At 66.3% G+C, this 21,376-nt stretch carries 19 protein-coding genes; 10 read left to right on the top strand and 9 right to left on the bottom strand.

The window, feature by feature from the left end:
• Positions 1-58: 58 nt before the first annotated feature.
• The 6 genes from ACFQRJ_RS13410 to ACFQRJ_RS13385 are packed head-to-tail and all read right to left on the bottom strand — an operon-like array spanning position 59 to position 5,586.
• Complete coding sequence (locus tag ACFQRJ_RS13410) at positions 59-925, bottom strand: NAD(P)-dependent oxidoreductase (protein ID WP_377019669.1); 867 nt, start codon at positions 923-925, stop codon at positions 59-61.
• A 44-nt stretch (positions 926-969) separates the two neighbouring features.
• Positions 970-1,998 carry a TRAP transporter substrate-binding protein gene (locus ACFQRJ_RS13405; protein ID WP_377019668.1) on the bottom strand — a complete coding sequence of 343 codons (1,029 nt, stop codon included), beginning with the start codon at positions 1,996-1,998 and terminating at the stop codon, positions 970-972.
• 58 nt (positions 1,999-2,056) lie between these two features.
• Positions 2,057-3,370, bottom strand: coding sequence for a TRAP transporter large permease (locus ACFQRJ_RS13400; RefSeq protein ID WP_377019667.1), 1,314 nt, complete (start codon positions 3,368-3,370; stop codon positions 2,057-2,059).
• Between the two features lie 21 nt (positions 3,371-3,391).
• Positions 3,392-3,910 carry a TRAP transporter small permease gene (locus tag ACFQRJ_RS13395; protein ID WP_377019666.1) on the bottom strand — a complete coding sequence of 173 codons (519 nt, stop codon included), beginning with the start codon at positions 3,908-3,910 and terminating at the stop codon, positions 3,392-3,394.
• 46 nt (positions 3,911-3,956) lie between these two features.
• Positions 3,957-4,730: an SDR family NAD(P)-dependent oxidoreductase gene (locus tag ACFQRJ_RS13390; RefSeq protein ID WP_377019665.1), complete on the bottom strand. Its 774-nt coding sequence runs from the start codon at positions 4,728-4,730 to the stop codon at positions 3,957-3,959.
• 28 nt (positions 4,731-4,758) lie between these two features.
• Complete coding sequence (locus ACFQRJ_RS13385) at positions 4,759-5,586, bottom strand: sugar phosphate isomerase/epimerase family protein (protein WP_377019664.1); 828 nt, start codon at positions 5,584-5,586, stop codon at positions 4,759-4,761.
• Positions 5,587-5,716: 130 nt separating this feature from the next.
• Here ACFQRJ_RS13385 and ACFQRJ_RS13380 point away from each other — a divergent pair, with 130 nt between their 5' ends.
• The 5 genes from ACFQRJ_RS13380 to ACFQRJ_RS13360 all read left to right on the top strand — a co-directional run bounded on the left by ACFQRJ_RS13380 (position 5,717) and on the right by ACFQRJ_RS13360 (position 11,871).
• Complete coding sequence (locus ACFQRJ_RS13380; protein WP_377019663.1) at positions 5,717-6,415, top strand: GntR family transcriptional regulator; 699 nt, start codon at positions 5,717-5,719, stop codon at positions 6,413-6,415.
• 176 nt (positions 6,416-6,591) lie between these two features.
• Complete coding sequence (locus tag ACFQRJ_RS13375; protein ID WP_377019662.1) at positions 6,592-7,941, top strand: NAD(P)H-dependent oxidoreductase; 1,350 nt, start codon at positions 6,592-6,594, stop codon at positions 7,939-7,941.
• Positions 7,942-8,001: 60 nt separating this feature from the next.
• Complete coding sequence (locus ACFQRJ_RS13370; protein ID WP_377019661.1) at positions 8,002-8,721, top strand: FadR/GntR family transcriptional regulator; 720 nt, start codon at positions 8,002-8,004, stop codon at positions 8,719-8,721.
• Positions 8,722-8,845: 124 nt separating this feature from the next.
• Complete coding sequence (locus ACFQRJ_RS13365) at positions 8,846-10,348, top strand: GntP family permease (RefSeq protein WP_377019660.1); 1,503 nt, start codon at positions 8,846-8,848, stop codon at positions 10,346-10,348.
• A gap of 38 nt (positions 10,349-10,386) precedes the next feature.
• On the top strand, positions 10,387-11,871 hold the full coding sequence (locus tag ACFQRJ_RS13360; protein WP_377019659.1) for a four-carbon acid sugar kinase family protein: 1,485 nt from the start codon (positions 10,387-10,389) through the stop codon (positions 11,869-11,871).
• Here the strand turns inward: ACFQRJ_RS13360 and ACFQRJ_RS13355 are convergent.
• Positions 11,841-13,265, bottom strand: coding sequence for an Nramp family divalent metal transporter (locus tag ACFQRJ_RS13355; protein WP_377019658.1), 1,425 nt, complete (start codon positions 13,263-13,265; stop codon positions 11,841-11,843). The genes ACFQRJ_RS13360 and ACFQRJ_RS13355 overlap by 31 nt on opposite strands.
• 99 nt (positions 13,266-13,364) lie before the next feature.
• Here ACFQRJ_RS13355 and ACFQRJ_RS13350 point away from each other — a divergent pair, with 99 nt between their 5' ends.
• From ACFQRJ_RS13350 to ACFQRJ_RS13330, 5 genes are all read left to right on the top strand, one after another.
• Positions 13,365-14,411 carry a LacI family DNA-binding transcriptional regulator gene (locus ACFQRJ_RS13350; protein ID WP_377019657.1) on the top strand — a complete coding sequence of 349 codons (1,047 nt, stop codon included), beginning with the start codon at positions 13,365-13,367 and terminating at the stop codon, positions 14,409-14,411.
• A gap of 129 nt (positions 14,412-14,540) precedes the next feature.
• A complete protein-coding gene (locus tag ACFQRJ_RS13345) occupies positions 14,541-15,851 on the top strand; it encodes an ABC transporter substrate-binding protein (protein ID WP_377019656.1) in 1,311 nt (436 codons plus the stop codon).
• A gap of 37 nt (positions 15,852-15,888) precedes the next feature.
• On the top strand, positions 15,889-16,752 hold the full coding sequence (locus ACFQRJ_RS13340; protein WP_377019655.1) for a carbohydrate ABC transporter permease: 864 nt from the start codon (positions 15,889-15,891) through the stop codon (positions 16,750-16,752).
• Between the two features lie 2 nt (positions 16,753-16,754).
• Positions 16,755-17,597, top strand: a complete 843-nt coding sequence (locus ACFQRJ_RS13335; protein ID WP_377019654.1) for a carbohydrate ABC transporter permease — start codon at positions 16,755-16,757, stop codon at positions 17,595-17,597.
• 121 nt (positions 17,598-17,718) lie between these two features.
• Positions 17,719-19,590, top strand: a complete 1,872-nt coding sequence (locus tag ACFQRJ_RS13330) for a GMC oxidoreductase (protein ID WP_377019653.1) — start codon at positions 17,719-17,721, stop codon at positions 19,588-19,590.
• A gap of 11 nt (positions 19,591-19,601) precedes the next feature.
• Here ACFQRJ_RS13330 and ACFQRJ_RS13325 read toward each other — a convergent pair whose 3' ends face one another.
• Both ACFQRJ_RS13325 and ureG read right to left on the bottom strand, forming a co-directional pair.
• Positions 19,602-20,312 carry an urease accessory protein UreD gene (locus ACFQRJ_RS13325; protein WP_377019652.1) on the bottom strand — a complete coding sequence of 237 codons (711 nt, stop codon included), beginning with the start codon at positions 20,310-20,312 and terminating at the stop codon, positions 19,602-19,604.
• The gene (gene ureG, locus ACFQRJ_RS13320; protein WP_377019698.1) at positions 20,309-21,133 is read right to left on the bottom strand and encodes an urease accessory protein UreG; all 825 of its coding nucleotides are present in this window, start codon (positions 21,131-21,133) and stop codon (positions 20,309-20,311) included. Before ureG ends, ACFQRJ_RS13325 begins: the two co-directional genes overlap by 4 nt.
• Between the last annotated feature and the right edge of the window lie 243 nt (positions 21,134-21,376).

The following is a 21,376-nucleotide window of genomic DNA, read 5'->3' as shown; positions in this document are numbered from 1 at the left end:
GAAATATTGGGAGGCACGTGCGCCTCTGGAATGCTCCGAACTCCTCCTTTCGCGCTCATCAGTCCTCGACCCCGTGATCGCCGTCGCCGTCGTAGAGCGTGATGATCTGTGCGTCATCCGCCGACCCGAGCCCCCGCTCGGCCGCCACCGTGAAGCGGCTCCCGGCGCTGTCGAGCAGGGGAACCGGCGCGCCGGCACGTGCCGCCGTCTCCTGGACCAGTCGGGCATCCTTGACGAAAATGTCCACGGTCGAGTTGGCGATCGACGCGGGCGAGAGCATCCGGGGGCCTCGATCGGCAAGCATCCAGGAGGCGGCACCGCCGCGGCCGAGCAGGTCGAGCGTCCGGGCCCGGTCGAGCCCTAGCCGCCCAGCGAGGGACAGTGCCTCCGCGGCGGCGGCGAGGTGGATCGTGCACAGATGCTGGTTGACCATCTTCGTCACCTGCCCGTCCCCGACCTGGGCCCCTACTGGCTCCGGGGTGCCGAGAGCGCACAGAACGGACCTGACGCGGCGCACGTCCTCGTCGGCACCAGATACGAAGATCATCAGCGTGCCGGTCCGCGCCCCGGCGACACCCCCGGTTACCGGAGCGTCGACAACGCGCACGCCGGCACACCGGAGACGTTCGGCCTCGGCGCGGGCGGCATCGGGGCCGACGGTCGCGGCGATGATCCAGGTGCTCTTCGACAGGGCAGTACCCGCCACGTCATCCACCACGTCCGTGAGCTGCTCCGCGGTGGCGACCATGACCAGAACGGCCTCTGCGGCCGGAGCGTCCGCGAGCGTGTCGACGACCGGGAACTCACGGGCCGCCTCCCGCTTGGACGGGGACGGTTCGACACCGGTGACGTCGAATCCGGCCAGTGCCAGGTTCTGCGCCATGGGCAGGCCCATGGCGCCGAGCCCGACGACGACGACGCTCATCTCAGTGTCCGTGCCGGCGCGTGGGCCCGTGTCGATCGACGTGCTCACGCGCCGCTCCGGATCTGCTCCACCCAGGTGGTGACCTGATCGGGCATCCCCTCGATGAGCGGCTCGACCTGGGCGACCCACGCCTCCCGGTCCTCGAGCTCGACGATCGTCATCCCCTCCTCCTCCAGCGTGGTGCGGTACTCCTCGAGGTTGGTGACAGTGCGCTCGGTGTAGGTGGTGCCGACCTCATCGGCTGCTTCCCGGATGATCTGCTGATCCTCCTCGGAGAAGCCGGCGAGGGTATCGCCCCACATCAGGAAGTGATAGTTGGCGTACATGTGCTCAGTCAGCGTGAGGTGGGACTGCACTTCGTAGAGGGAGTTGAAGGTCGCGACGTCCAAAGGGTTCTCCTGGCCGTCGATGACGCCCTGCTCGAGGGCGGAGTACACCTCGTCCCAGGGCATCGCCTCGGCGCGTGCGCCGAGCAGCTCCCACGTCTCCACCATGGTCTGGGTCGAGGGGGTGCGGATCGTGAGGCCCGCGAGGTCATCGAGTGTGGAGACCTCTTGATTCACGGTGAGGTTCCGTGCACCGCGGAACATGTTCCCGAGGAGCTCGAAGCCCGTCTCTTCTGTGAGCGCCGTCTTGATCTCATCGCCGAGCGCCCCGTTCCAGACCTCGAAGAACTGCTCGTCGGACTCGTAGAGGAACGGCGTGGTCTCGACGGCGGCGAGCTCCGTATACGACTCCAGGGCAAGGATCGACTCGATCACGATGTGGGTCGTGCCCAGCTGAAGGCCCTCGATCATGTCCTCCCAGGAGCCCAGGGTGGAGTTCGCGTGGATCTCCACCGTCAGCCGACCGTCGGTTCGTTCCTCGATCAGCTCCTTGATCTGCTCCGAACCCTGTTGGCGGGGGTCCGTCTCCGATCCGGCGTGCCCGAGCACGAGGGTCTGGGATCCGGCCCCACTGCCGTCGGATCCACCGTTGCTATTGCTGGGGCGCAGTCCAGAGCACCCCGCGAGGGCGAGCGAGGACGCTCCGAGCGCTGCCATGCCGTTGAGAGTCTGTCGGCGAGTAATCATCGTTGAACACTCCATCGAATAGGAGGCGGTGCGACGGGCGGGATTGCCCGCCGCTGGGTCAGAACGTGACGCTGGGCAACCAGGTGCTCAGTACGGGGACATAGGTCAGAAGCAGTAGGAACACCACGCCGGAGGCGAAGAAGGGCCAGACACCCTTGGCGCCCTGGAAGATGTCGACCTCGGCGATTTCGGAGGCGAGCATGAGATTGAGGCCCACCGGAGGCGTCACCAGCCCGAGCCCCATGTTCACGACGATCACGATCCCCAGGTGCAACGGGTCGATGCCGAGCTCCATCGCGACCGGGTACAGGATCGGGATCAGGATGATGATGGCGGCGTTGGCCTCGATGAACATCCCGACGACCAGTAGGAGCACGTTGATCAGGAGGAGAAAGACGATGGGGCTGTCAGAGAGCTCCAGCAGTGCACCCGCTACCGCTTGCGGCACCCCTCCCGAGGTCAGCGCCCACGAGTACAGCTGGGCGGAGGCCATCACGAGCAGGATCAGTCCGATGAGGCCGATGGAGTCCTTCATCGCCTGGACGATCTTCGAGGGGGTCAGTTCGCGGTAGACGAAGGCGCCGACAATCAGGGCATAGGCCACCGCGACCGCTGCCGCCTCCGTCGGGGTGAAGATGCCACCGCGGATCCCGACGAGAATCAGCACGGGCAGCATCAGAGCGGGGATGGCATGCAAGAGCGCCGGGAAGAAGGCGGGGATGTCCTCTTTCGGGGTTCGGCCGATCTCGGTCGGGTCAATGGTCCGGCTCGACTCCAGATCGAATCCTCGCCGCTTCACCGTCACGTACACCGTGGTCATGAGCACCGCCATGTATATGACAGCCGGGATCAGACCCGCGAAGAAGAGCTGCCCGATCGACGTGCCGGTGACGACTCCGTAGAGGATGAGAGTGATGCTGGGCGGAAGGATCGGGGCGACGATGGCGGAGGCCGCCGTCACTCCGGCGGCGTACGCGCCGGTGTAGTTGCGTTCCTTCATCGCCGGGATGAGGATCCGGCCCAGAGAGGAGACGTCGGCGACCGATGAGCCGGAGAGTCCGCCGAAGAACACGGAGGACAGCACGTTCGTCTGTGCCAGGCCGCCGGTGAATCGACCGACGATGGCGTCGGCGAGTCCGAGCAGCCGCTTGGAGATCCCGCCCACGTTCATCAGTCCGCCGGCGAGGATGAACAGGGGCACGGCCAACAGAGGGTATGGCGTGATACCGGCCACGATGCGCTGTGCACCGATGGCCATGTTGTTACCGGTCATCAGGTACAGCGTGAGCAGTGAGGCTCCGGCCAATGCGAAGCCGACTGGTACGCGGGCAAGGATTCCTGTACCGAAGGAGCCCAGAAGCATTCCACCCATGGCCTTTTGTTCCTTCCCGATTCAGAGAGTCTGCTCGAGGCGGTCCGCCGGGCTGGCGGCCGATGTGACGAGCTGGCGTAGGAGGACTTCGAGCTGGAAGGGGATGCAGAGACCGAAGCCGACGGGCACGGCGAGCATCTGCCATCCCGAGGAGATGCCGAGGCTGGGCAGGTCGCGCTGGAACGACGTGGCGAGCATCTCCAGGCTGTAGAGGACGAGCGTGGCGCAGATGCCGATCACCACCGCCGACGCGAGGGCAGAGACGATCTTCTGCACTCGTACGGAGCGCCCGCGCCAGATGTCCACGAGCATGTGCCGACCACGGCGCACTCCCAGCGGTATCGCGAGCAGCGCGGTCCAGACGAAGGCCGTCTGGGCGAGCTCTGGCGCCCAGGCAGTCGACTGAGAGATCAGATATCGGGCGACCACCTGCCAGAAGACCGTGAGCACGATCCCTCCCAGGGCGACGAGGGCAGCGATCATCACCACCCTTTCGACCACGTCGAGGGTTTTCGTCCCGACCCTGAAGATGCGGTCCATGCCGGTACCTCCTTCGGTTTCCGCCACGCACGACGTGCGGGGGCACTCACGCGATGTACGCGCCGCCGTTGATGTTCTGGGTGGTGCCCGTGATGTACGAGGCGTCCTCGCTCGAGAGGAAGACGATCAGGGCTGCGATGTCGTCGGGCGCGGCCTGCCGGCCCAGGGGGATCGAAGCGGACAACGCTGCTTCGCGGTTCTCGTCGGTCGCTCCTGCGCGGATGTCGGTGTCTGCTGCTCCGGGTGAGACGGCATTGCAGGTGATCCCGTAGGGAGCGAGTTCGCGGGCGAGAGACCGCGTAAAGCCCAGTACCGCAGCTTTCGCAGCGGAGTACGGGGTCTTCGAGAAGACCCCGCCTCCCTGCTGAGCCGAGACCGAGGACATCGTCACCACTCGGCCATAGCCACCGTCGATCATGTCCGGTACGAATGCGCGCACCGTGAGGAAGGTCCCGGTCGAGTTCACAGCGAAGACGTGTTCCCACAGTTCGGGAGTGACTTCGAGGAAGGGCGTCGGGGACGCGACACCGGCGATCGTCGCCACGGCGCCGACAGGCGGCAGGTCCGCAGCGTGAACTGCCGCGTGCAGCGCATCGACCGAGTCGGCCGCAGCGACATCCACCTGGTGCGCCAGAACCGGCGTCCCGAATTCTTCGGAGATGTCGGCAGCTGTGCCCGCGGCAGCTTCGGCGTCGAGGTCGGCGACGACGACCGCCCACCCTTCGCGGGCATACCGGCGGGCTGCGGCTCGCCCGAGGCCTCGCGGAGAGCCGGCGCCGGTGACGACGGCGGTGCGCGGAGTGGCAGGTGAGAGATCCATGGAGTCAGTTCCGTTCGTGCGGGTGCGGTCAGAGAAGGGAGGAGATGAAAGTGCCGGCGCGCAGGGCCGCCGCCGGTCGGTCTTCTTCCGCCACGTCGGCGGTCTCCAGTTCGAGGGAGTAGGCGCCCGCGTATCCGGCGCTCTTGAGCGCTGCGATCGCGGCAGGGAAATCCACATCGCCGTTGCCGGGTGTCAGGTGGATGTCTCCAGGGCGTGCATCACGGAGGTGGACGTGGGCGATGCGGTGTCCCCAGCGCTCGATCCAGCTGGGAATGTCATCCCCAGCGGCGACAACATGGCTGACATCGAGAACGGTGCGGACGTCGCTGTCCTCGAGCTCGGTCAGAAGGAGGTCGGCGCGCTCGCGGCTGTGGCAGAGCCGGCCTGAGTGCTGGGCCTCGACCCAGATCTGGACGCCACGGCCGTAGGCGATCTGTGCCGCCCACCGCAGGGCACTGGCGACGCGCGAGACATCTGCCCTCAGGCCATCGAGGGGTTCCTGGCCCTGAGAGCCGCACGGCAGCACGATCGCCTGCGCGCCGACGGAGTCGGCGAGTTCGAGCAGACGACACAGGTGCGCCTCGCGACCCGCGCGCTCTCCCTCGTCGAGCGCACGATTGAGATCCCCGATGTCGGCGTTGATCGAGCGGACTGTCGACCCGAAGCGCTGAAAGGTCTCGGCGACCCTCCCGACGGCTTCGCCCGTGAGGTCGTAGGGCACGTGGTCGCACACGCCCGGTAGCGCTCCGAGATCGACCTCCGCGAATCCGAGCTCGCTAATGACGGACAGCGCGCGATCCAAGGGCTGCCGGCGAAAGCTGATGGTCGAACAGACCACGTGCGGATGAAGGGGCAACTCTGACTCCTCTGGGGACTCCACTGTCCGGGGTGCGTCGGCGGCGATCCGCCGTGACGAGGACGGTACGGTCCTACTGTTCTACTGTCAACAGTTGCCACATCTGCTTGAATCGCGGTTCAATGCGGAGATGACTTCCCACTCAACCGGGCTCCCCCCGCTCCAGGTCAGCAACCTCCGCTCGCAGGCGCTGGTAGCGCTGCGCGAGGCGATCGTGATGGGCACTTTCGAACCCGGCATGCACCTCGCCGAGGTGCGCCTCGCGAAGGAGTTGGGGATCAGTCGCGGCACCCTCCGGGAGGCGCTGCGTCAGCTGGAGCAGGAAGGCCTGGCTGTAACGGACGGGCGCGGCAGACTCCACGTCCGCTCGCTCGATGCCCGAACCGTGCGCGACGCCTTCCGAGTCCGCGCCGCGCTGGAAACCCTTGCCGCCCGGACGGCTGCCGAGTTGCCCCGCTCGGAAAAGGTCACCGCGCTGTCCGAGCTGGAACGCGCCCTCGAGGCAATGCGCGCAGCTGAGGGCGAGTCGCTGCATGCGAGCCTCGAGGCCGACGTCGAGTTCCACCGCACGCTGTGCCGGGTCTCCGGGAACGAATCGTTGCTGCAGTCCTGGGAGCAGATCTCTGGCGTGGTCCGAATGTCGATCATGTTCGCCGGCGCTGAGAGGGCTCGTAGGAACGTAGCCGCTCCACGTCACCAGGAGGTCATCGATCTGGTCGCGGAGAACCCAGACGACCTCGAGAAGCGCATGAACGCGCACATCCTCGACGTGCTCGAGGATTTCGAGCTCGACCAGCGCGATGCAGGCCGGCTCAGCACTCGCCCATAGGGCGTTGCGCGCCGCGCGAAGGGGACCCGGCCACCTCCTGGACTGAAAGCGGTCCTGACCCCGACGAGAAACCTTCCTCGTACTTGACGCCATCGCGACCTGCCCGTACCTTCGGACTGATGGTCAGACCATATGACCACCGATCTCCCGCCAACGACGCCCAGGAGGCCCTGATCATGAACCTCTATACGCTGCTACAGAAACGCCGGGAAGTTGACGGTCCGATACGGGTCGGGGTCATCGGCGCCGGCAAGTTCGCCTCGATGTTCCTCACCCAAGCCGCGACCTCCGACGGATTCCATGTCGTCGGGGTCGCGGATCTGGACCTCGAGAAAGCGCGCGCGGCGATGGTGCGCACCGGATGGCACGAAGAGCGGTTCGGGGCGCCGACGCTCGATGCCGCGGCGAAGGCGGGAAACACCTGCTTGCTCGAATCCAGCGAAGCCCTCATTGCCCATCCTTCAGTGGAGGTGATCCTGGAGATCACGGGCAATCCCCTCGTGGGAACCCATCACGCACTGACGGCCATCGATCACGGCAAGCACGTCATCATGGTCAACGTGGAGGCGGACAGCATGCTCGGTCCGCTCCTCCAGCGCCGCGCCGAGGCGGCAGGCGTCGTGTATTCCATGGCCTACGGTGATCAACCTGCTCTGATCGCCGAGATGGTCGACTGGGGCCGGACCGTCGGCTTCGACATCGTGGCTGCCGGGAAAGGCACGAAGTATCTGCCGGAGTACAACGCGTCAACACCTGACACCGTATGGAATTACTACGGCTTTACCGAGGAGCAGCTCGCCAGCGGCGACTATAACCCCAAGATGTTCAACTCCTTCCTCGATGGCACGAAGTCTGCAATCGAGATGGCCGCTGTCGCCAACGGCACGGGCCTCGAACCGCAAAATGAGGGCCTACTCTTCCCTCCGGCCGGTATCGACGACTTGCCGACGGTGTTTCGTGAACGGGCACGGGGCGGCAGCCTCTCGCGGCGTGGCACAGTCGAGATCGCCTCATCGATGAATCGGGACGGCACAGAGATCGAGCGGCACCTGCGGTGGGGTGTCTACGTCACGTTCGAGGCACGAACCGACTACGCAGTCCAGTGCTTCGCAGAATATGGGCTTCACACGGACGAATCAGGCCGATACGGCTCGCTCTACCGCCCGTACCACATGATCGGGCTCGAACTCGGTGTCAGCATCGCCTCCGCCGTTCTGCGCGGCGAGCCGACCGGCCACCCCACCGGTTTTCGCGGGGACGTCGTGACGACGACGAAGAAACCGGTGTCCCCTGGCGACACCCTGGACGGTGAAGGCGGATACACCGTCTTCGGGAAGCTTGCCCCTGCTCGTCGCTCTCTTGCGGTAGGCGCACTCCCGCTCGGCCTCTCACACGGAGCAAGGGTGGTGCGCCCGGTCGCGCAGGGCGACATCGTCACATGGGATGACGTAGAAGTCGACGAGAACACAGCTGCCGTGACCCTGCGCAGGGAGCTGGAAGGGGAGTTCCGTACGATGGCAGCCTAGATCGACGTCTCTTGCCGGTCATCCGCTGGCCCGGACGCCCCTACGCCGTAAGGAGGACTCATGTCTGAGACTGAAGGATGGTCCTCCGTCACCCGCACGCGCACCTATGAACAGGTCGTCGACCAGATCCGCCAACGGATCCTCGATGGCCGGCTCACCGCAGGGATGCACTTGCCGAATGAGCGGGACTTCGCCGAACAGCTCGGCTGCTCTCGGGCCTCTTTGCGGGAAGCACTGCGGATTCTCGAGTCGCAGGGCATCATCGACGTACGGGTCGGTGGGGGGCGAGGCAGTGGTGCCGTGATCACGGGCAGCCCCCGCAGCTCGATGGGCGATGTCCTCGAGTTGCAGCTCGCGCTTGGCCAGTACTCCTACGACGACATCGTCGAGACCCGAATGGCGCTGGAATCCTGGAGTTGCCTCCGAGCCGCATCTGTCACTGACGAGCAGACGATCGAAGAACTCGATGCCATCCTTCAGGCCATGGATGTCCCCGACATCGCGGTTCGAGAGTTCAACCGTCTCGACGTCGAGTTCCACGCGACCATCGCCCGCTCGGCCGGCAACTCCCTAACTCGCGACTTCATGCAGATCCTCCGTCACGCCGTGCACTCGCAGATCATTGATGCGTATAACGCGCTGCCAGATTGGCGACACCGCGCGGAGGACGTACGGCAGGAGCACCGGGCGATTCTCGCTGCGATTCGCGACCGCGATGGGCAGCGGGCGTCCGCCCTGGTCGTTGCCCACATCTCCGACTTCTTCCGCGGCCGGGCCTGAGCTCGTTCGCGCAACGAAGCGCGACCAATACTAGATCCGCCGAGGCGGCCGCCCGTACGCCGGGCAGGCCGTGACCTCTGCGCACGTCTTTTCGAACATCGTCGTCCGAAGACAGGACTGTCCCATGGACACCATCATCCTCGTACACCTGGTAATCGCCGTTGTCGGCATCATCGTCCTCATCGCCAAAGCCAAGATCAATCCCGTCGTCTCCCTCATCGTCGGCGCCCTCTATCTGGGGATCGCGGGCGGACTCGGGTTCTCCGAGACCGTTGCGGCCGTCAACACCGGTTTCGGGAACCTCATGGCCGAGATCGGGCTCATCATCGGTTTCGGCGTTTTCATCGGTACGATCCTTACCGCGAACGGCACCATGGTCCGCGTCGTGGACGCCCTACTGAGCGTTGTCGGCCCCCGAGGCTCCAAATATGTCCTCGGCCTGTCCTCGGGAATCATCTTCCCGTCGATCTATTTCGATGTCGCTCTGGTGATCCTTGCGCCCATCGCAGACACGATCGCAAAGCGGACCGGGAAGTCAGTCGCTCCGCTTGCCGGGGCCCTGGCGATCGGGCTGCAGGTCGGTCTCCACATGGTGGTTCCCGGTGCGGTCGCGCTCGCCATGGCGAGCTCGCTCTCACTGGACGTGGGCATGGTGATCGCTCTCGGCGTCCCGTACGGGATCTTCCTGATCTGCACGAGCGTGGCGCTGCACTCGACGATCATGACGTACACCTGGAATCCGGCGCGAGACATGGAGAGCTTCGCGGAGGCGCACGTCGGGGCAGAATCCGCCGGGGTCGGTGCCGTGCACCCGGCCTCCGGCTCCCGCTCCGAGTCGGGGTTGGCGGATGACGCCTCACGCGAGCCGCAGACGAAGAACGGGTCCGGTGCCATCTCCGTGGATACACCTGGCGGCGACGACAGCACCGTGCATGAGGATTCCGGGGCCACCGACGCCTCGTCATCCCACCACGTCGAGCATCGATACCCGCTCGTCATGGCCCTGCTTCCGGTGATCATTCCCCTCGTCCTGATCATCACTCGCACCATTGCCGTCGCCACCGGCATGGAGGACAACGCCGTCACCTTCCTCGGGGAACCCGTGGTGGCGCTGATGATCGGTCTCCTTGTGGGCATCGTGATGGTGTGGCCACAGATGGGACGGCACGAAGTCGACGGAATCCTCACTCGAGGTGCCCAGATCTCGGGCTCGATCCTGTTGTTCAACGGCGTTGCCGGGTCCCTGGGGCTGATCATCTCGGAAGTCGGCGTCGGCGACATGCTCAGCTCGTTGTTCTCGGCCAATGCTTCTTTGCCCATCCTGCTCACCTGGATAATCGCGGCTCTCTTCCGACTCGCACAAGGTTCGGGCTCCGTCTCGGCCATCACAGCGGCCGCGCTCGTCGGACCGATCGTCGCCTCCATGGGGGCACCGCTAATCCTCGTACTCTTCGCTGCGGGAACGGGAGCCGGTCTGGGCGGGCATGTCACCGACAACACGTTCTGGATCTTCAAGCAGATGCTCAGCCTTACCACCCGCGGTGCGCTGCAGGTTTACACCCTGGCTCAATCCACCATGTCCGTCATCGGGTTGGTCAGTTGCCTGGTGTTGGACCTCATCTTCTGAGCTCTTCTCCCCGTATCGACAACTTCTCGGAGACGCATATGACAACCACACTCGACGACCTCGTCCGCGACAAGCCCGCTCCCGCTGCGCTCTCAGAACGAGATGTAGCCAGAGAGCTGACGTCCGCTCCCCCCATCCGGTGGATCGTCCTGGATGACGATCCCACCGGCACCCAGTCGGTGCGAGGGCTCCCAGTTCTCACCAGGTGGAAGGCCGAGGATTTCCTCTGGGCGTTCGAGACTGGCTGCCCCGCGATCTACGTGCAGACGAACGCGCGCAGCCTGGAACCTCGCGCCGCGGCGTCCGTCATGCGTGACGTCGTCACCACTGCCGCGACGACCGCATCGGCGGCAGGCCTTGATATCGAAGTGGTCTCCCGAACCGACTCGACTCTCCGTGGGCACTTTCCGCTGGATATCGATGTGATCGACGAGGCGCTCGCCGACTCCGCCTCCTCACCGCACTCTCCCGATGCGGTGATCGTCCTGCCGGCCTTTCCCGATGCCGGACGAGTGACCATCGACGGGATCCATTACGTCTGCTCAAGCGACGGGTCAGCGACTCCAGCGGCGAGCACTCCCTTCGCGCAGGACGCAACCTTCGGATACCGCAACTCGGAGCTCCGCGCCTGGGTGGAGGAGAAATCGGGTGGAGCGATTCGTGAGGACGATGTCGTGCACCTTTCCCTGCCGACCATCCGGGACGGAGTGGCCGCGGTTGTCGAGGCCCTGGCTGATCTCACTGGTGGACGATGGGTCACGGCCGACGTGGTGACTGAAGCCGACATGCAGGTTCTCGCTGCTGCGCTTCATAAGCGGCGCGCAGCCGGCGCTACTTTCGTCTACCGAGTCGGCCCCCCGTTCGTGCGTGCGCTCATCGCGCAGCCCGTCGCGGAGCCGCTCGGCCTTTCCGAGCTTGAAGAGATTACGGCAGCCAACGCACCGAGTGGGCGGGGTGGGATGATAGTTGTCGGATCCCATGTGCCCATGACGACGCGACAGCTCGCCGTGCTCACAGCCCGAGGTGATTGCCGGGACGTGGAGATCGATGTGCGCGCCCTGCTCGCCTCCTCATTGGATGACGCCGTCGATGCCGCCGTGGCCGCGGCCGTAGACGGATTGCACCAAGGCCACGTGGTGGTGAGCACGTCCCGCGATGTCATCCGCGGGATAGATGAGGATGATTCGCTGCGAATCGCGCGCCGAGTTTCTGCCGCCCTCGTGAGATTCACGCAGCGCGTCGTGGAGCTCTGCCCCCCGTCGTTCATCATCGCCAAGGGCGGCATCACCTCGTCCGATGTCGCCACCCAGGGACTCGGTATCAAGCGCGCTCTGGTTCGCGGACCGATGCTGCCCGGCATCGTCTCTCTGTGGGAAAGCGTCGACGGCGACATCGCAGGGCTGCCGTTCGTCGTCTTCGCCGGCAATGTCGGGGATGACGCGTCGTTGCGCGAGGTGGTCGACCGGCTCAGCCAGGTTCAGCAGTCCGCAGCTCACCCCACCACCGTGGTCACCGCGGAGTAGATCCCCAGGGCGATGATCGCGACCGCACTGACGATCAGGGCCACCTTGATGAACCCGCCACCGCGCAGCACGGGCTCGATGCGTCCGCGCAGGTACAGCGCGGAGACGGCCACCGCGGCCAGGAAGATGCCCCCGGCGATACCGCCGACCATGATCATCACCAGCGGTTCGTTGATCCACAGGAAGGTCAGCAGCCACACCGTCGGCAGGGCGGCGATGAAGAACCGCATCCACCAGTTGCGTCGTCGGCTGTCGGTCCAGTCGAAGACGCCCACGATGGACAGCGCGTTGGTCCAGGACCGCGACCAGGAGGGGATCGCCGCCCAGATCGTCGAGCCGAGCGCCGCGAGGGCGCCGATGAGGAAGACGATCCGGCCGGTCTCGCCGAAGACGCCGCTGAACGTCTCCGAGAGGGTGCGGATCATCTCGTTGCCCTCGGGCACGAGGCCCTGCGGGTTCAGCACGGCCGCGCCGAGGATGTAGAACGCCGCCGTGGAGACGGTGTAGATGACCCAGGAGACGATGGCGTCCTTCTGCATCACGGCGATCCAGCCGTTGGCGCGGCGGCGGTAGGCCTCGGAGCCGTCGTTGGGGCCGGACCAGCGGGCGTAGCCCTTCTCCAGGCACCAGTAGGTGTAGGCGGTGATCTCCTCGGAGGCGACGCCGGTCAGGCCGAACATGGTCATGGCGATGCCGAGTGCGCCGAGCGGCAGCTGGAAGCTGAAGCCGGAGGCGAGGTCGCCCCCGCTGTAGGCGAACTCGCTGAAGGGCAGGCCGATCACCACGAAGATCGTGACCACCACGAACGCCATGGTCAGGAAGGTGGCGACGTTCTCGATCAGCCCGTAGCGGTTTGCGATCAACGTGGCGATCGCGGCGGCGGTGACCACGATGCCCCAGATCGTCATGGCCGCCGGTGAGAGGGGGCCGAAGCCCAGCGGCAGCAGGATCGACAGGGCCGCGGCCATGCCGCCGATGAGTCCGCCGGTCTGGACCAGTTTGCTGATCGCCATCAGCGCCCACATCGCGAAGACCCAGCTGATGCGGCCGAACCGGGGCGGGACGCGGTTGTAGCCCTCCATCGCGCCCTCACCGGTGACGATCGCGTAGCGAGCCATCTCCACCTGCACCGCCACCTTGACGATGGTCGAGATGAATACCAGCCACAGCAGCACGAACCCGGCCTCGGCACCGAGGGAGGTGGCCGTGATCAGCTCGCCGGCGCCGACCACGGACGCCGAGACGATCAGGCCCGGGCCGAAGAACTTCGAGGAAGCGATCCAGCCCGTCGGCGGATCCTTCACCTCCGAGTGATCGAGGTGGTACGGGTCGCCGCGGACGAACCGCGCCGGGGGCGGGCCGTCGTGGCCCGGGGCGGGGGAAGAGGCAGTCATCGGTGACTCCTTTGTCTCAGCACGTGCGCATGAGTGGTCAGGGCATCCCGAAGCGTAACTGTCGGCCGCTCCCCGCTGCCTTCGACGCCTGCGTCGGCCATGCCGTGTGCACAGACATACTGGGGTATGCCGCAAAATCGCGTCACCATCGCCGACCTCGCACGGGAGGCGGGTGTCAACAAGTCAGCTGTCTCCAGAGCTCTGTCCGGGAAGCCGGGTGTCTCGGAGGAGACGCGAAGCCGCGTGCTCGATCTCGCCCACGAACTCGGATGGCGGCCGAACTCCACGGCCCGGTCCCTCTCGCGTGCCCAATCCGGTGCGATCGGATGGGTGATGCGGCGGACCCCGAAGTCCTCGACCGTGGACCCGTTCGCCATGGATCAGTTGATCGGCGTCCAGATGGAGCTGTCCCGCACGCCGTACAACCTGGTGCTCAAGCTCGTAGACACCATGGAGGACGAGCTGCAGGTGTACTCGCAGTGGCACGCTGAGCGACGTGTCGACGGCATCCTGCTCCCCGATCTCGAGATCGACGATCCCCGCACCGCCTTTCTCCGTGAGCGCGACATCCCGATGTCCACGGTGGCCGATCTGGTCGACTTTGAGCCCTCCGACGCGAATGCGGCCGCCGGCGCGGCCGACTACGAGTCGACCGGGGTCCGGGAGATCATGAGCCACCTGCTGGAGAAGGGGCACCGCCGGATCGGCTGGATCGGCGGGCCGGCTCAGTTCGTCGCCACCCGGCGTCGCCTGGACGCGCTCGACGCCTGGCGAACCCGATTCGACACCGTGACCACCGCCTGCACCTCTCACGGTCCCACGGACATCGCACAAGAAGCGGTGTCGATGCAGGACGCCCACGACCTCACCGCGGTGGTCGTCGACAACGAGCTGGCCGCGATCGAGACCATCGCCCAGCTGCGCCTTGCCGGTCGCGCGGTCCCCCGAGATGTCTCGGTGGTCTCATGGCTCGGCTCGGACCTCTGCCTGCTGAGCGATCCGACCCTCACGTCGCTCCAGCACGACATCGCCGGGCTCGGCCGTCTGTGGACGCGCGGGCTGCTCGCCAAGGTCTACTCCGACGAGCCCGGCACGTCCACTCCTCCGGCCGATCCCATCCTGCACGCCCGCGCCTCGACGGACTGAATCCACCCCGTCTCGGCTCCATCCCCCGCCGTCTCTTGATGACGTGACCCACGCCTCCTACAGTTTACGCAACCGGTTGCGCAGCGTTCGCAGCGCCCGGTGTTCCGCCATCAAAGGAGACGAGCGAACATGTCCACGCACCGCCACCACCCCATCACCCGCCGATCGCTGCTGACCGGCACCACCGCCCTCACCGCCGGCGCAGCACTCGCCGCCTGTGGCTCAGGAAGCGGGTCCCCCACGTCATCCGGCGAGAACTTGGTCTTCTGGGACATGGTCTGGGGAACCGGAAGCGACTACACCGCCGTCGCCAAGGAGCTCGCCGCCGGCTACACGCCGGAAGGGGAAGCTCTAGGGGCGACGTACCAGTCGATCCCCTGGGCCAACTGGTATCAGACTTTCACCTCCGCGGTGGCCTCGGGTACCGGCCCCGCAGTCTCGACCGGTGCAGCATTCCAGCCCTTCAACTTCATGGAGGACGGCGCCGTCGTCCCGGCCGATGGAGCGGTCTCGATCCTTGATGAGCAGGGTAAAGCCGACTTCCTGCCGGGCCTGCTGGAGGCGATGAAGACCGACGACGGCTACGCCGGGATCCCCTGGGGCCTGGACCTGCGAGTGCTGTGGTACCGGGAGTCCATGCTCGAGGAGGCCGGAGCCGACGTCCCTACGACCTGGCAGGAATACCTCGACACTGGCAAGAAGCTCAAGGCCGCAGGGAAGATCGGCTTCGGCATGGCCGCCAGCAGTAGCGCCACCGACGCCCAGCACAGCATCTTCGGACTCTTCATCAACAATGGCGGCGGTCTGTTCACCGAGGACGGCGAGCCGAATGCCGACAGCGACGAGAACATCGAGGCCCTGGACTTCGTGCTCGAGATGGTCGGCGAAGGGATCATCGACCCCCGCGCCGCTAGCTACACCTCGGACAATCTCGATTCCGACTGGGCGGACGGCCGCATCGCGATGGGCTTCGGACAGACCGGCTTCGACAAGGTCATGAAGGACCCCGTCTCCTCGGACCTGAAGGTGATGAGCCCTCTGACGAGCACCAACGGCTCGCAGGGCACCATCTATTACATCAACGCAATCATGCTGTACGAGAACACTCCCGACCAGACCTCCAGTGATCAGTTCGCCGCCTGGTGGGCCACGCAAACCGACGAGTTCTGGCTGCAGGACGTCATGATCGATCTGCCCGTGACCGAGCGGCTCGCGGCGAACGAGAAGATCGCCTCGAATCCGAACGCGGTGGTCGCCATCGAGGAGTGGCAGCCGGTCGGCAAGACGCTCGGCGCGAAGGCACCTGCCGCGTTCGGAGCGCTGAACTCGGTCGATGGCGGCGAAGCTGCCGCAGCCTTCGTGCAGCGGGTGGTTCAGGGAGAGCAGAGCTCGAAGCAAATGCTCGAAACGCTGCAGGGCGAGCTCGAGAAGCTCGTCTGACCACGTCGTGCCCGGAACCGATGTCAGGAGTCGCTCGATGAGAGGACACCAGCGTGCCCTCACGATGACCGCCCTCGCCGCCCCCGCCCTGGTCCTCATGGTGGCCGTCAACGCCTACCCCGTGCTCTACGCGGCGCAGCAGTCCCTCCACGACGGCTCACTGATCGCCCAGGGGCCCTTCGTTGGCCTCAAGAACTATGCGACCGTGCTGAGCGATGCGACCTTCTGGAAGGCCGTCCGCTTCACGATCCTGTTCACACTGTGCGGCGTGCTGGGCAGCTGGGTGGTGGGGTACGCCCTTGCTCTGGCCTTCCGCCGGCCGTTCCGCGGCCGGACCGCGCTCAAAGTCGCCTTCCTCCTGCCGTGGGTGGTGCCTGTCGTTGTCACCTCGATGAGCTGGAACTGGCTCGTCGCGACCGCCTCGAGCCCGCTTCCCCGTTTTTTCGCGGCGCTCGGCATGCCCGACGTGCTCTTCCTGGCTGATCCGACGATGGCGGTCATCATCGTCTGTCTGTTCAAGATCTGGATCAGCTTTCCCTTCATGTTTCTCATGATGTCCGCCGCACTCGAAGGGATCGACGGGACCGTCTACGAGGCGGCGCGGGTCGACGGCGCTGGACGCGTCTCCGCACTGCGATACATCACGCTGCCGCTGACGGCGAAGTCGACGTACATCAGCTGGGTACTGATGTCGATGTTCACCATCAACGACTTCCCGACGATCTTCCTGCTCACCGGCGGAGGACCCGTCGGAGCGACGACCTCATTGGTCGTCCTCGCGTACCAGTCCGTGTTCCAGTCCTTCCAGCCCGGATACGGCGTCGCCGTCGCATTCATCATGACCGCCGCCCTGATCGGCATCTCCCTGGCTCTGTTCCGCAGCATCCGAAAGGCCGATTGACCATGGCCACCGTCTCCCCCGCCGTGCACGTACGGCCATCGACCCGGCGCTCCGATCTTTGGCGTCCGATCGTCCTGGCGATCATCGCCCTGATCTGTCTGATCCCCATCCTGGTGGTGGTCGGTCTGGCATTCCGCCCACTGGTCTCGTCGGCCACTCAAGGGCCCACGCTGGAATCGTTCCGCCACGTCCTGACCGGAACGAACCTTCCGATCTGGCTCCGTAACAGCCTGCTCTCGACGTTGGCCGCGACTCTGATCTCGGTGGTCGTCGCCGCCCCGGCCGGGTACGTCATCTCCCGAGGCCGATCCCGCGCCGTCTCGGTGTTCTCCCTGGGTATCTTCGTCGTCCAGTCACTGCCTGTGGTGATCTTCGTGATCCCGCTGTTCATGGTGTTCACGCAGTTGCGCATGGTCGATTCACTGTCCGGGATCACCGTGATCTACGTGGCCTCGTCGCTGACTGTGGCGACGTGGATGATGGCTGCATATTTCGACTCGATTCCTGATTCCCTCGAGGAGGCGGCTTGGATCGATGGCTGCTCCGTGTTGGGAGGATTCGTGCGGATCATCCTGCGCAATTCACTACCGGGGGTACTCTCCACGGCTATCTACTCCTTCCTACTCGCCTGGAACGACTATCTAATCGCCCTGGTCTTCCTCCGCTCCGATGAGAACTTCACCCTGCCCATCGGACTGCAGACCTTCTTCCAGCAGAACGCCACCGACTGGGGACCGGTGATGGCTAGCGCCGTGGTGATGATGGTTCCCCCGGTCTTGGTCTTCGCGTTCCTGAATCGCTACTTCAGCGTCGGCGGCATCGGAGGCTCGCTTGCCGGACAGTGACCTCTTCCCCGCCGTACGCCGCCTCGTCGCAGGAGCCCTGGACCCCGCGGTCGCCCGCGACTCGCTCATCGATCACCTCGCCACTCGCATCCTCGACCTCGGCGCCGAGGATGCGCCGGCCATGCGGCAGTCGATCCTCGCGTCCGGCGGCGATCCCAGCACCTCGGAAACCGCCGTGCGCGCGGCCATCGGCGATGCGCTGTACGAGCACGGACTCAGCATCGAGCGTGTCGGACCGACGCTGGCCCCCCACGTCCGAGAGTGGACCGCACCCCGTCCCGCCCAACTCGAACCGCTGCAGATCTCGCCACGGAGTCTCGCGGGCCCGGAGGATCTCGAGGACCAGTACGACGTGATCGTCGTAGGCTCCGGCGCGGGGGGCGGAATAGCTGCGAAGACGCTTGCTGAGGCCGGATGGCGCGTTCTCATCATCGAGCGCGGGACGCTGCCTGAGCGTTCCTCGCTCCTGACCGAGCACCTGCACACGCCGCGGGCCGCATCCGGTCAATTCCCCAATTCCGGCCCCGGGCGGACCTCCGAGGAGCGTCAGGTGGTCTTCCCCTCCGATCAGCTGCGCACCGTACGCGCCTCGGACCCGCTGTGGAACAACAACGCCATCACCATCGGCGGTGGTACCCGCGTGTACGGCGCGCAAGCCTGGCGCTTCACTCCTCGGGATTTCACCATGGCCTCGACTTACGGCGTCCCCGACGGCAGCAGCCTGGCCGACTGGCCGATCACCTACCGCGACCTCGAGCCCTACTACACCCGCATCGAACAGGAGCTCGGCGTCAGTGGGGGCCCATCTCGGGATCCGTGGGACGGGCCGCGCAGCGCACCTCTGCCGATGGGACCGCTTCCCGCATCCCCGATCAGTACCCGGCTCGAACGGGCTGCCCAACGCCTCGGTGTCAGCACCCAGCCGGTGCCCCTGTTGATCAACACTCGGCCGTACGGCGGGCGCGCGGCCTGTATCCAGTGCTCTCAGTGCGTCGGATTCGACTGCCCGGTCGGGGCGAGAGCCGGCAGCCATAACACCACCCTGCCCGCGGCGCTCCAGACCGGGAACGCCATTCTCCTGCCTGACACCCAGGCATCCCGGATCCTCGTCGGGCGCGACGGGCAGGCGCACGGCGTCGACCTCGTCGGCGAGCGCGACGGTCGGATCTGGCGGCGAACGATTGCCACCGGATCGGTCGTGCTCGCGGCCGGGGCTATCGAGACCGCACGGCTGCTGCTGGACAGTGCTGACGATTATCACCCTACGGGCCTGGGTAATCACTCCGACCAGGTAGGGCGGCATCTGCAGGGCCACGCCTACGGCGGGGCATCGGCCCTGTTCGCCGAGGAGGTCGTCGATCTCCGCGGCCCCGGCCCTGTCATCTCGACATCTGATTTCCGTCACGGAAATGATGGCGTCGTCGGCGGCGGAATCCTCGCCAATGAGTTCGTCCCGACGCCTGCGAGCACACAACGCTATCTCTACGAGACCGGGCTGATAAATGCGGACACTGCGCTGGGCTCGCCCGCCATGGAACGGGCCATGCTGCGGTTCGCCCGAGTCATGGGCCCTGTCCAAGAGGTCACTATGAGCCAGTCACGGGTGACTCTCGATCGGGCGCGAACGGATCGCATCGGACGATCCATCGTGCGACTCGAGGGGAGCCTGCACCCGGAAGATCTTCGCGGTCGTGATCTCTTGAGCGACCGCGCCACGGCGTGGTTGCGCTCGGCCGGCGCAGCCGAAGTTCGCCCGATGCCGACACTCGAAGGCCCGACTCCTCCGAGCGGCGGTCAGCATCAGGCCGGCACATGTCGCATGGGCACGGATCCGGCTACTTCGGTCGTCACGCCAGAAGGCCGAGTATGGGGGCACGAGAACATCGTGATCGCCGATGGGTCGACGCACGTGACCAACGGCGGGGTGAACCCCGTGCTCACGATCCTGGCGAACGCGCTGCGGATCAGCGAGGGCCTCGTGAATTCAAGCTGACCCCAGAGGGCTCACAGCGCCCACGCCTCGAACTGCGCCTCCACCCCGGTGCTGTGCGCTCGGTCCGCCACCGCCCGCGCGATCGCGCCGGGCGCGTCGAGTTCGAGAATGGTCGGCGCGGCTACGGCTGCATTGCCCTGCGCTCCGGACTCCGGCCGCCGCCCCAGCAGGATCGCGCTGTCGAGCACCCGATGTTCGCCCAGCACTCCGGCCCGCGGCTCTGTCCCGGACAGCGCCAGGTCCTCGAGCAGCAGGGGCGCGCCCAGGGCAGTGCGAGCGTGCATGCGCGCCACGAGCTCGCCACCTTGCTCTCCCGTGCGGCCCAGCACGAGCGTCTCGCGCAGCAGCAGCCACGCGTTCTCCCCCAGGGCGATGGTGGTGTCGCGGTCTACCTCGGCGCTGTCGGTGACGACGAAGGGGTGCGCCCGCCAGATCAGCGAGCCGCCGTCCTCCACGACGATGCGCACGTCGAAACGGCTGCGGGAACCGCGGCTCTCGTAGGCGACGGTGCCGCCGACGTCCTCGATTTCCAGGGCGCATCCAGCTCCGACGTGCACGTCCACAGTCACATGATCGCCGCCGAGGAGCATCGCTCCGGCCGCGACGAGGGCCACATGCGCCGAGTTCGGGCCCCGGGTGACGAGCCGCGGCTGCAACAGGCCGGCTTCCAGGTCGAGCCGGACCGCTCCGCCACCCGAGGGCTCGATACAGATCCGCGTCATGCGGAGGCAGTCGGAGCCGGTGCGCTGCCTTCCGCCTCGCTCGTCACAGCCCCGTCATATCCGGCTCGCTCGGCCGGGTGGGCGTGGTCGTGCCCGCCGCCGGCGCTGTCGCCTGCATGGGCATGGTCGTGATCGCCGTCCTCATGCGAATGGAGCACTCCGCCGTCCGCATCGGCGTGGAAGTGCGGGGCCATCGGGCCCGGGTCCTGCGGCTCGTGGGTGCCGGAGCGCTGGGCGGCGAGCACCTCGAGGACCCACGCCTTCAGGGCGGCGACGGTGTCCTCGAGCTGGCGGGAGACGGCCAGAACGGGCCCGCCCTCGCGGGCTTCGGTGGCATCGGCGATCATCTGCTCGACGTCCACGCCGACGTGCGGCGCGAGGTCGACTTTGTTGACCACGAGCAGATCCGCGCGGCCGATGCCGGGACCGCCCTTGCGGGCCACGTCGCCGCCTCCGGCCACATCGAGCACGAAGATCTGGGCGTCGACCAGTGCCGGGGAGAACGTGGCGGTGAGGTTGTCACCGCCGGATTCGACGAGAACCAGGTCGAGCGGGGCGAAGTCGCGTTCGAGGTCCTCGACGGCGGTGAGGTTCATGGTGACGTCGTCGCGGATCGCGGTGTGCGGGCAGGCGCCGGTCTCCACGGCCCGGATGCGGTCGGGATCGAGGACGCCGGCGGAGCGGAGGAAGCGGGCGTCCTCGTCGGTGTAGATGTCATTGGTGATCACACCGATGCGGATCTCATCGGCCAGGGCGCGGCAGATGGTCGCGATCAGCGAGCTCTTGCCGGTGCCGACGGGGCCGGCCACGCCCAGGCGCAGGGCGCGCTGGGGCGTCTCTCCGGGAGCCGGAGCGCGGGTCGTGGCGGCCGTCGTGGACGCGGCGGGAGTCGTGGACGTGGCGGGAGTCGTGGACGTGGCGGGAGTCGTGGACGTGGCGGCGGTGTTCTTAGGCACGGAAGTGAAGCGCCCTGGCTTCCGTTCCGCTTTCTATGCGGGGGCCGGTGAGGGCTCCCGGGACTCAGCGTAGGCGGCCTCAACCTCGATCGGGGTCGAGTACTCGAG

The sequence above is a fragment of the Brachybacterium sp. GCM10030252 genome, from assembly GCF_042666535.1.
In the GTDB taxonomy this organism is placed as follows: domain Bacteria; phylum Actinomycetota; class Actinomycetes; order Actinomycetales; family Dermabacteraceae; genus Brachybacterium.
The sequence above is the reverse complement of the archived record's forward strand: the minus strand, read 5'-3'. Positions and strand labels throughout refer to the sequence as shown.

What these genes read in the sequence shown, in the direction of transcription:
- ACFQRJ_RS13410 (WP_377019669.1), bottom strand. Translation starts at nt 925, where the DNA reads ATGAGCGTCGTCGTCGTCGGGCTCGGCGCCATGGGCCTGCCCATGGCG.
- ACFQRJ_RS13405 (WP_377019668.1), bottom strand. Translation starts at nt 1,998, where the DNA reads ATGATTACTCGCCGACAGACTCTCAACGGCATGGCAGCGCTCGGAGCG.
- ACFQRJ_RS13400 (WP_377019667.1), bottom strand. Translation starts at nt 3,370, where the DNA reads ATGGGTGGAATGCTTCTGGGCTCCTTCGGTACAGGAATCCTTGCCCGC.
- ACFQRJ_RS13395 (WP_377019666.1), bottom strand. Translation starts at nt 3,910, where the DNA reads ATGGACCGCATCTTCAGGGTCGGGACGAAAACCCTCGACGTGGTCGAA.
- ACFQRJ_RS13390 (WP_377019665.1), bottom strand. Translation starts at nt 4,730, where the DNA reads ATGGATCTCTCACCTGCCACTCCGCGCACCGCCGTCGTCACCGGCGCC.
- ACFQRJ_RS13380 (WP_377019663.1), top strand. Translation starts at nt 5,717, where the DNA reads ATGACTTCCCACTCAACCGGGCTCCCCCCGCTCCAGGTCAGCAACCTC.
- ACFQRJ_RS13375 (WP_377019662.1), top strand. Translation starts at nt 6,592, where the DNA reads ATGAACCTCTATACGCTGCTACAGAAACGCCGGGAAGTTGACGGTCCG.
- ACFQRJ_RS13370 (WP_377019661.1), top strand. Translation starts at nt 8,002, where the DNA reads ATGTCTGAGACTGAAGGATGGTCCTCCGTCACCCGCACGCGCACCTAT.
- ACFQRJ_RS13365 (WP_377019660.1), top strand. Translation starts at nt 8,846, where the DNA reads ATGGACACCATCATCCTCGTACACCTGGTAATCGCCGTTGTCGGCATC.
- ACFQRJ_RS13360 (WP_377019659.1), top strand. Translation starts at nt 10,387, where the DNA reads ATGACAACCACACTCGACGACCTCGTCCGCGACAAGCCCGCTCCCGCT.
- ACFQRJ_RS13355 (WP_377019658.1), bottom strand. Translation starts at nt 13,265, where the DNA reads ATGACTGCCTCTTCCCCCGCCCCGGGCCACGACGGCCCGCCCCCGGCG.
- ACFQRJ_RS13350 (WP_377019657.1), top strand. Translation starts at nt 13,365, where the DNA reads ATGCCGTGTGCACAGACATACTGGGGTATGCCGCAAAATCGCGTCACC.
- ACFQRJ_RS13345 (WP_377019656.1), top strand. Translation starts at nt 14,541, where the DNA reads ATGTCCACGCACCGCCACCACCCCATCACCCGCCGATCGCTGCTGACC.
- ACFQRJ_RS13340 (WP_377019655.1), top strand. Translation starts at nt 15,889, where the DNA reads ATGAGAGGACACCAGCGTGCCCTCACGATGACCGCCCTCGCCGCCCCC.
- ACFQRJ_RS13335 (WP_377019654.1), top strand. Translation starts at nt 16,755, where the DNA reads ATGGCCACCGTCTCCCCCGCCGTGCACGTACGGCCATCGACCCGGCGC.
- ACFQRJ_RS13330 (WP_377019653.1), top strand. Translation starts at nt 17,719, where the DNA reads ATGCGGCAGTCGATCCTCGCGTCCGGCGGCGATCCCAGCACCTCGGAA.
- ACFQRJ_RS13325 (WP_377019652.1), bottom strand. Translation starts at nt 20,312, where the DNA reads ATGACGCGGATCTGTATCGAGCCCTCGGGTGGCGGAGCGGTCCGGCTC.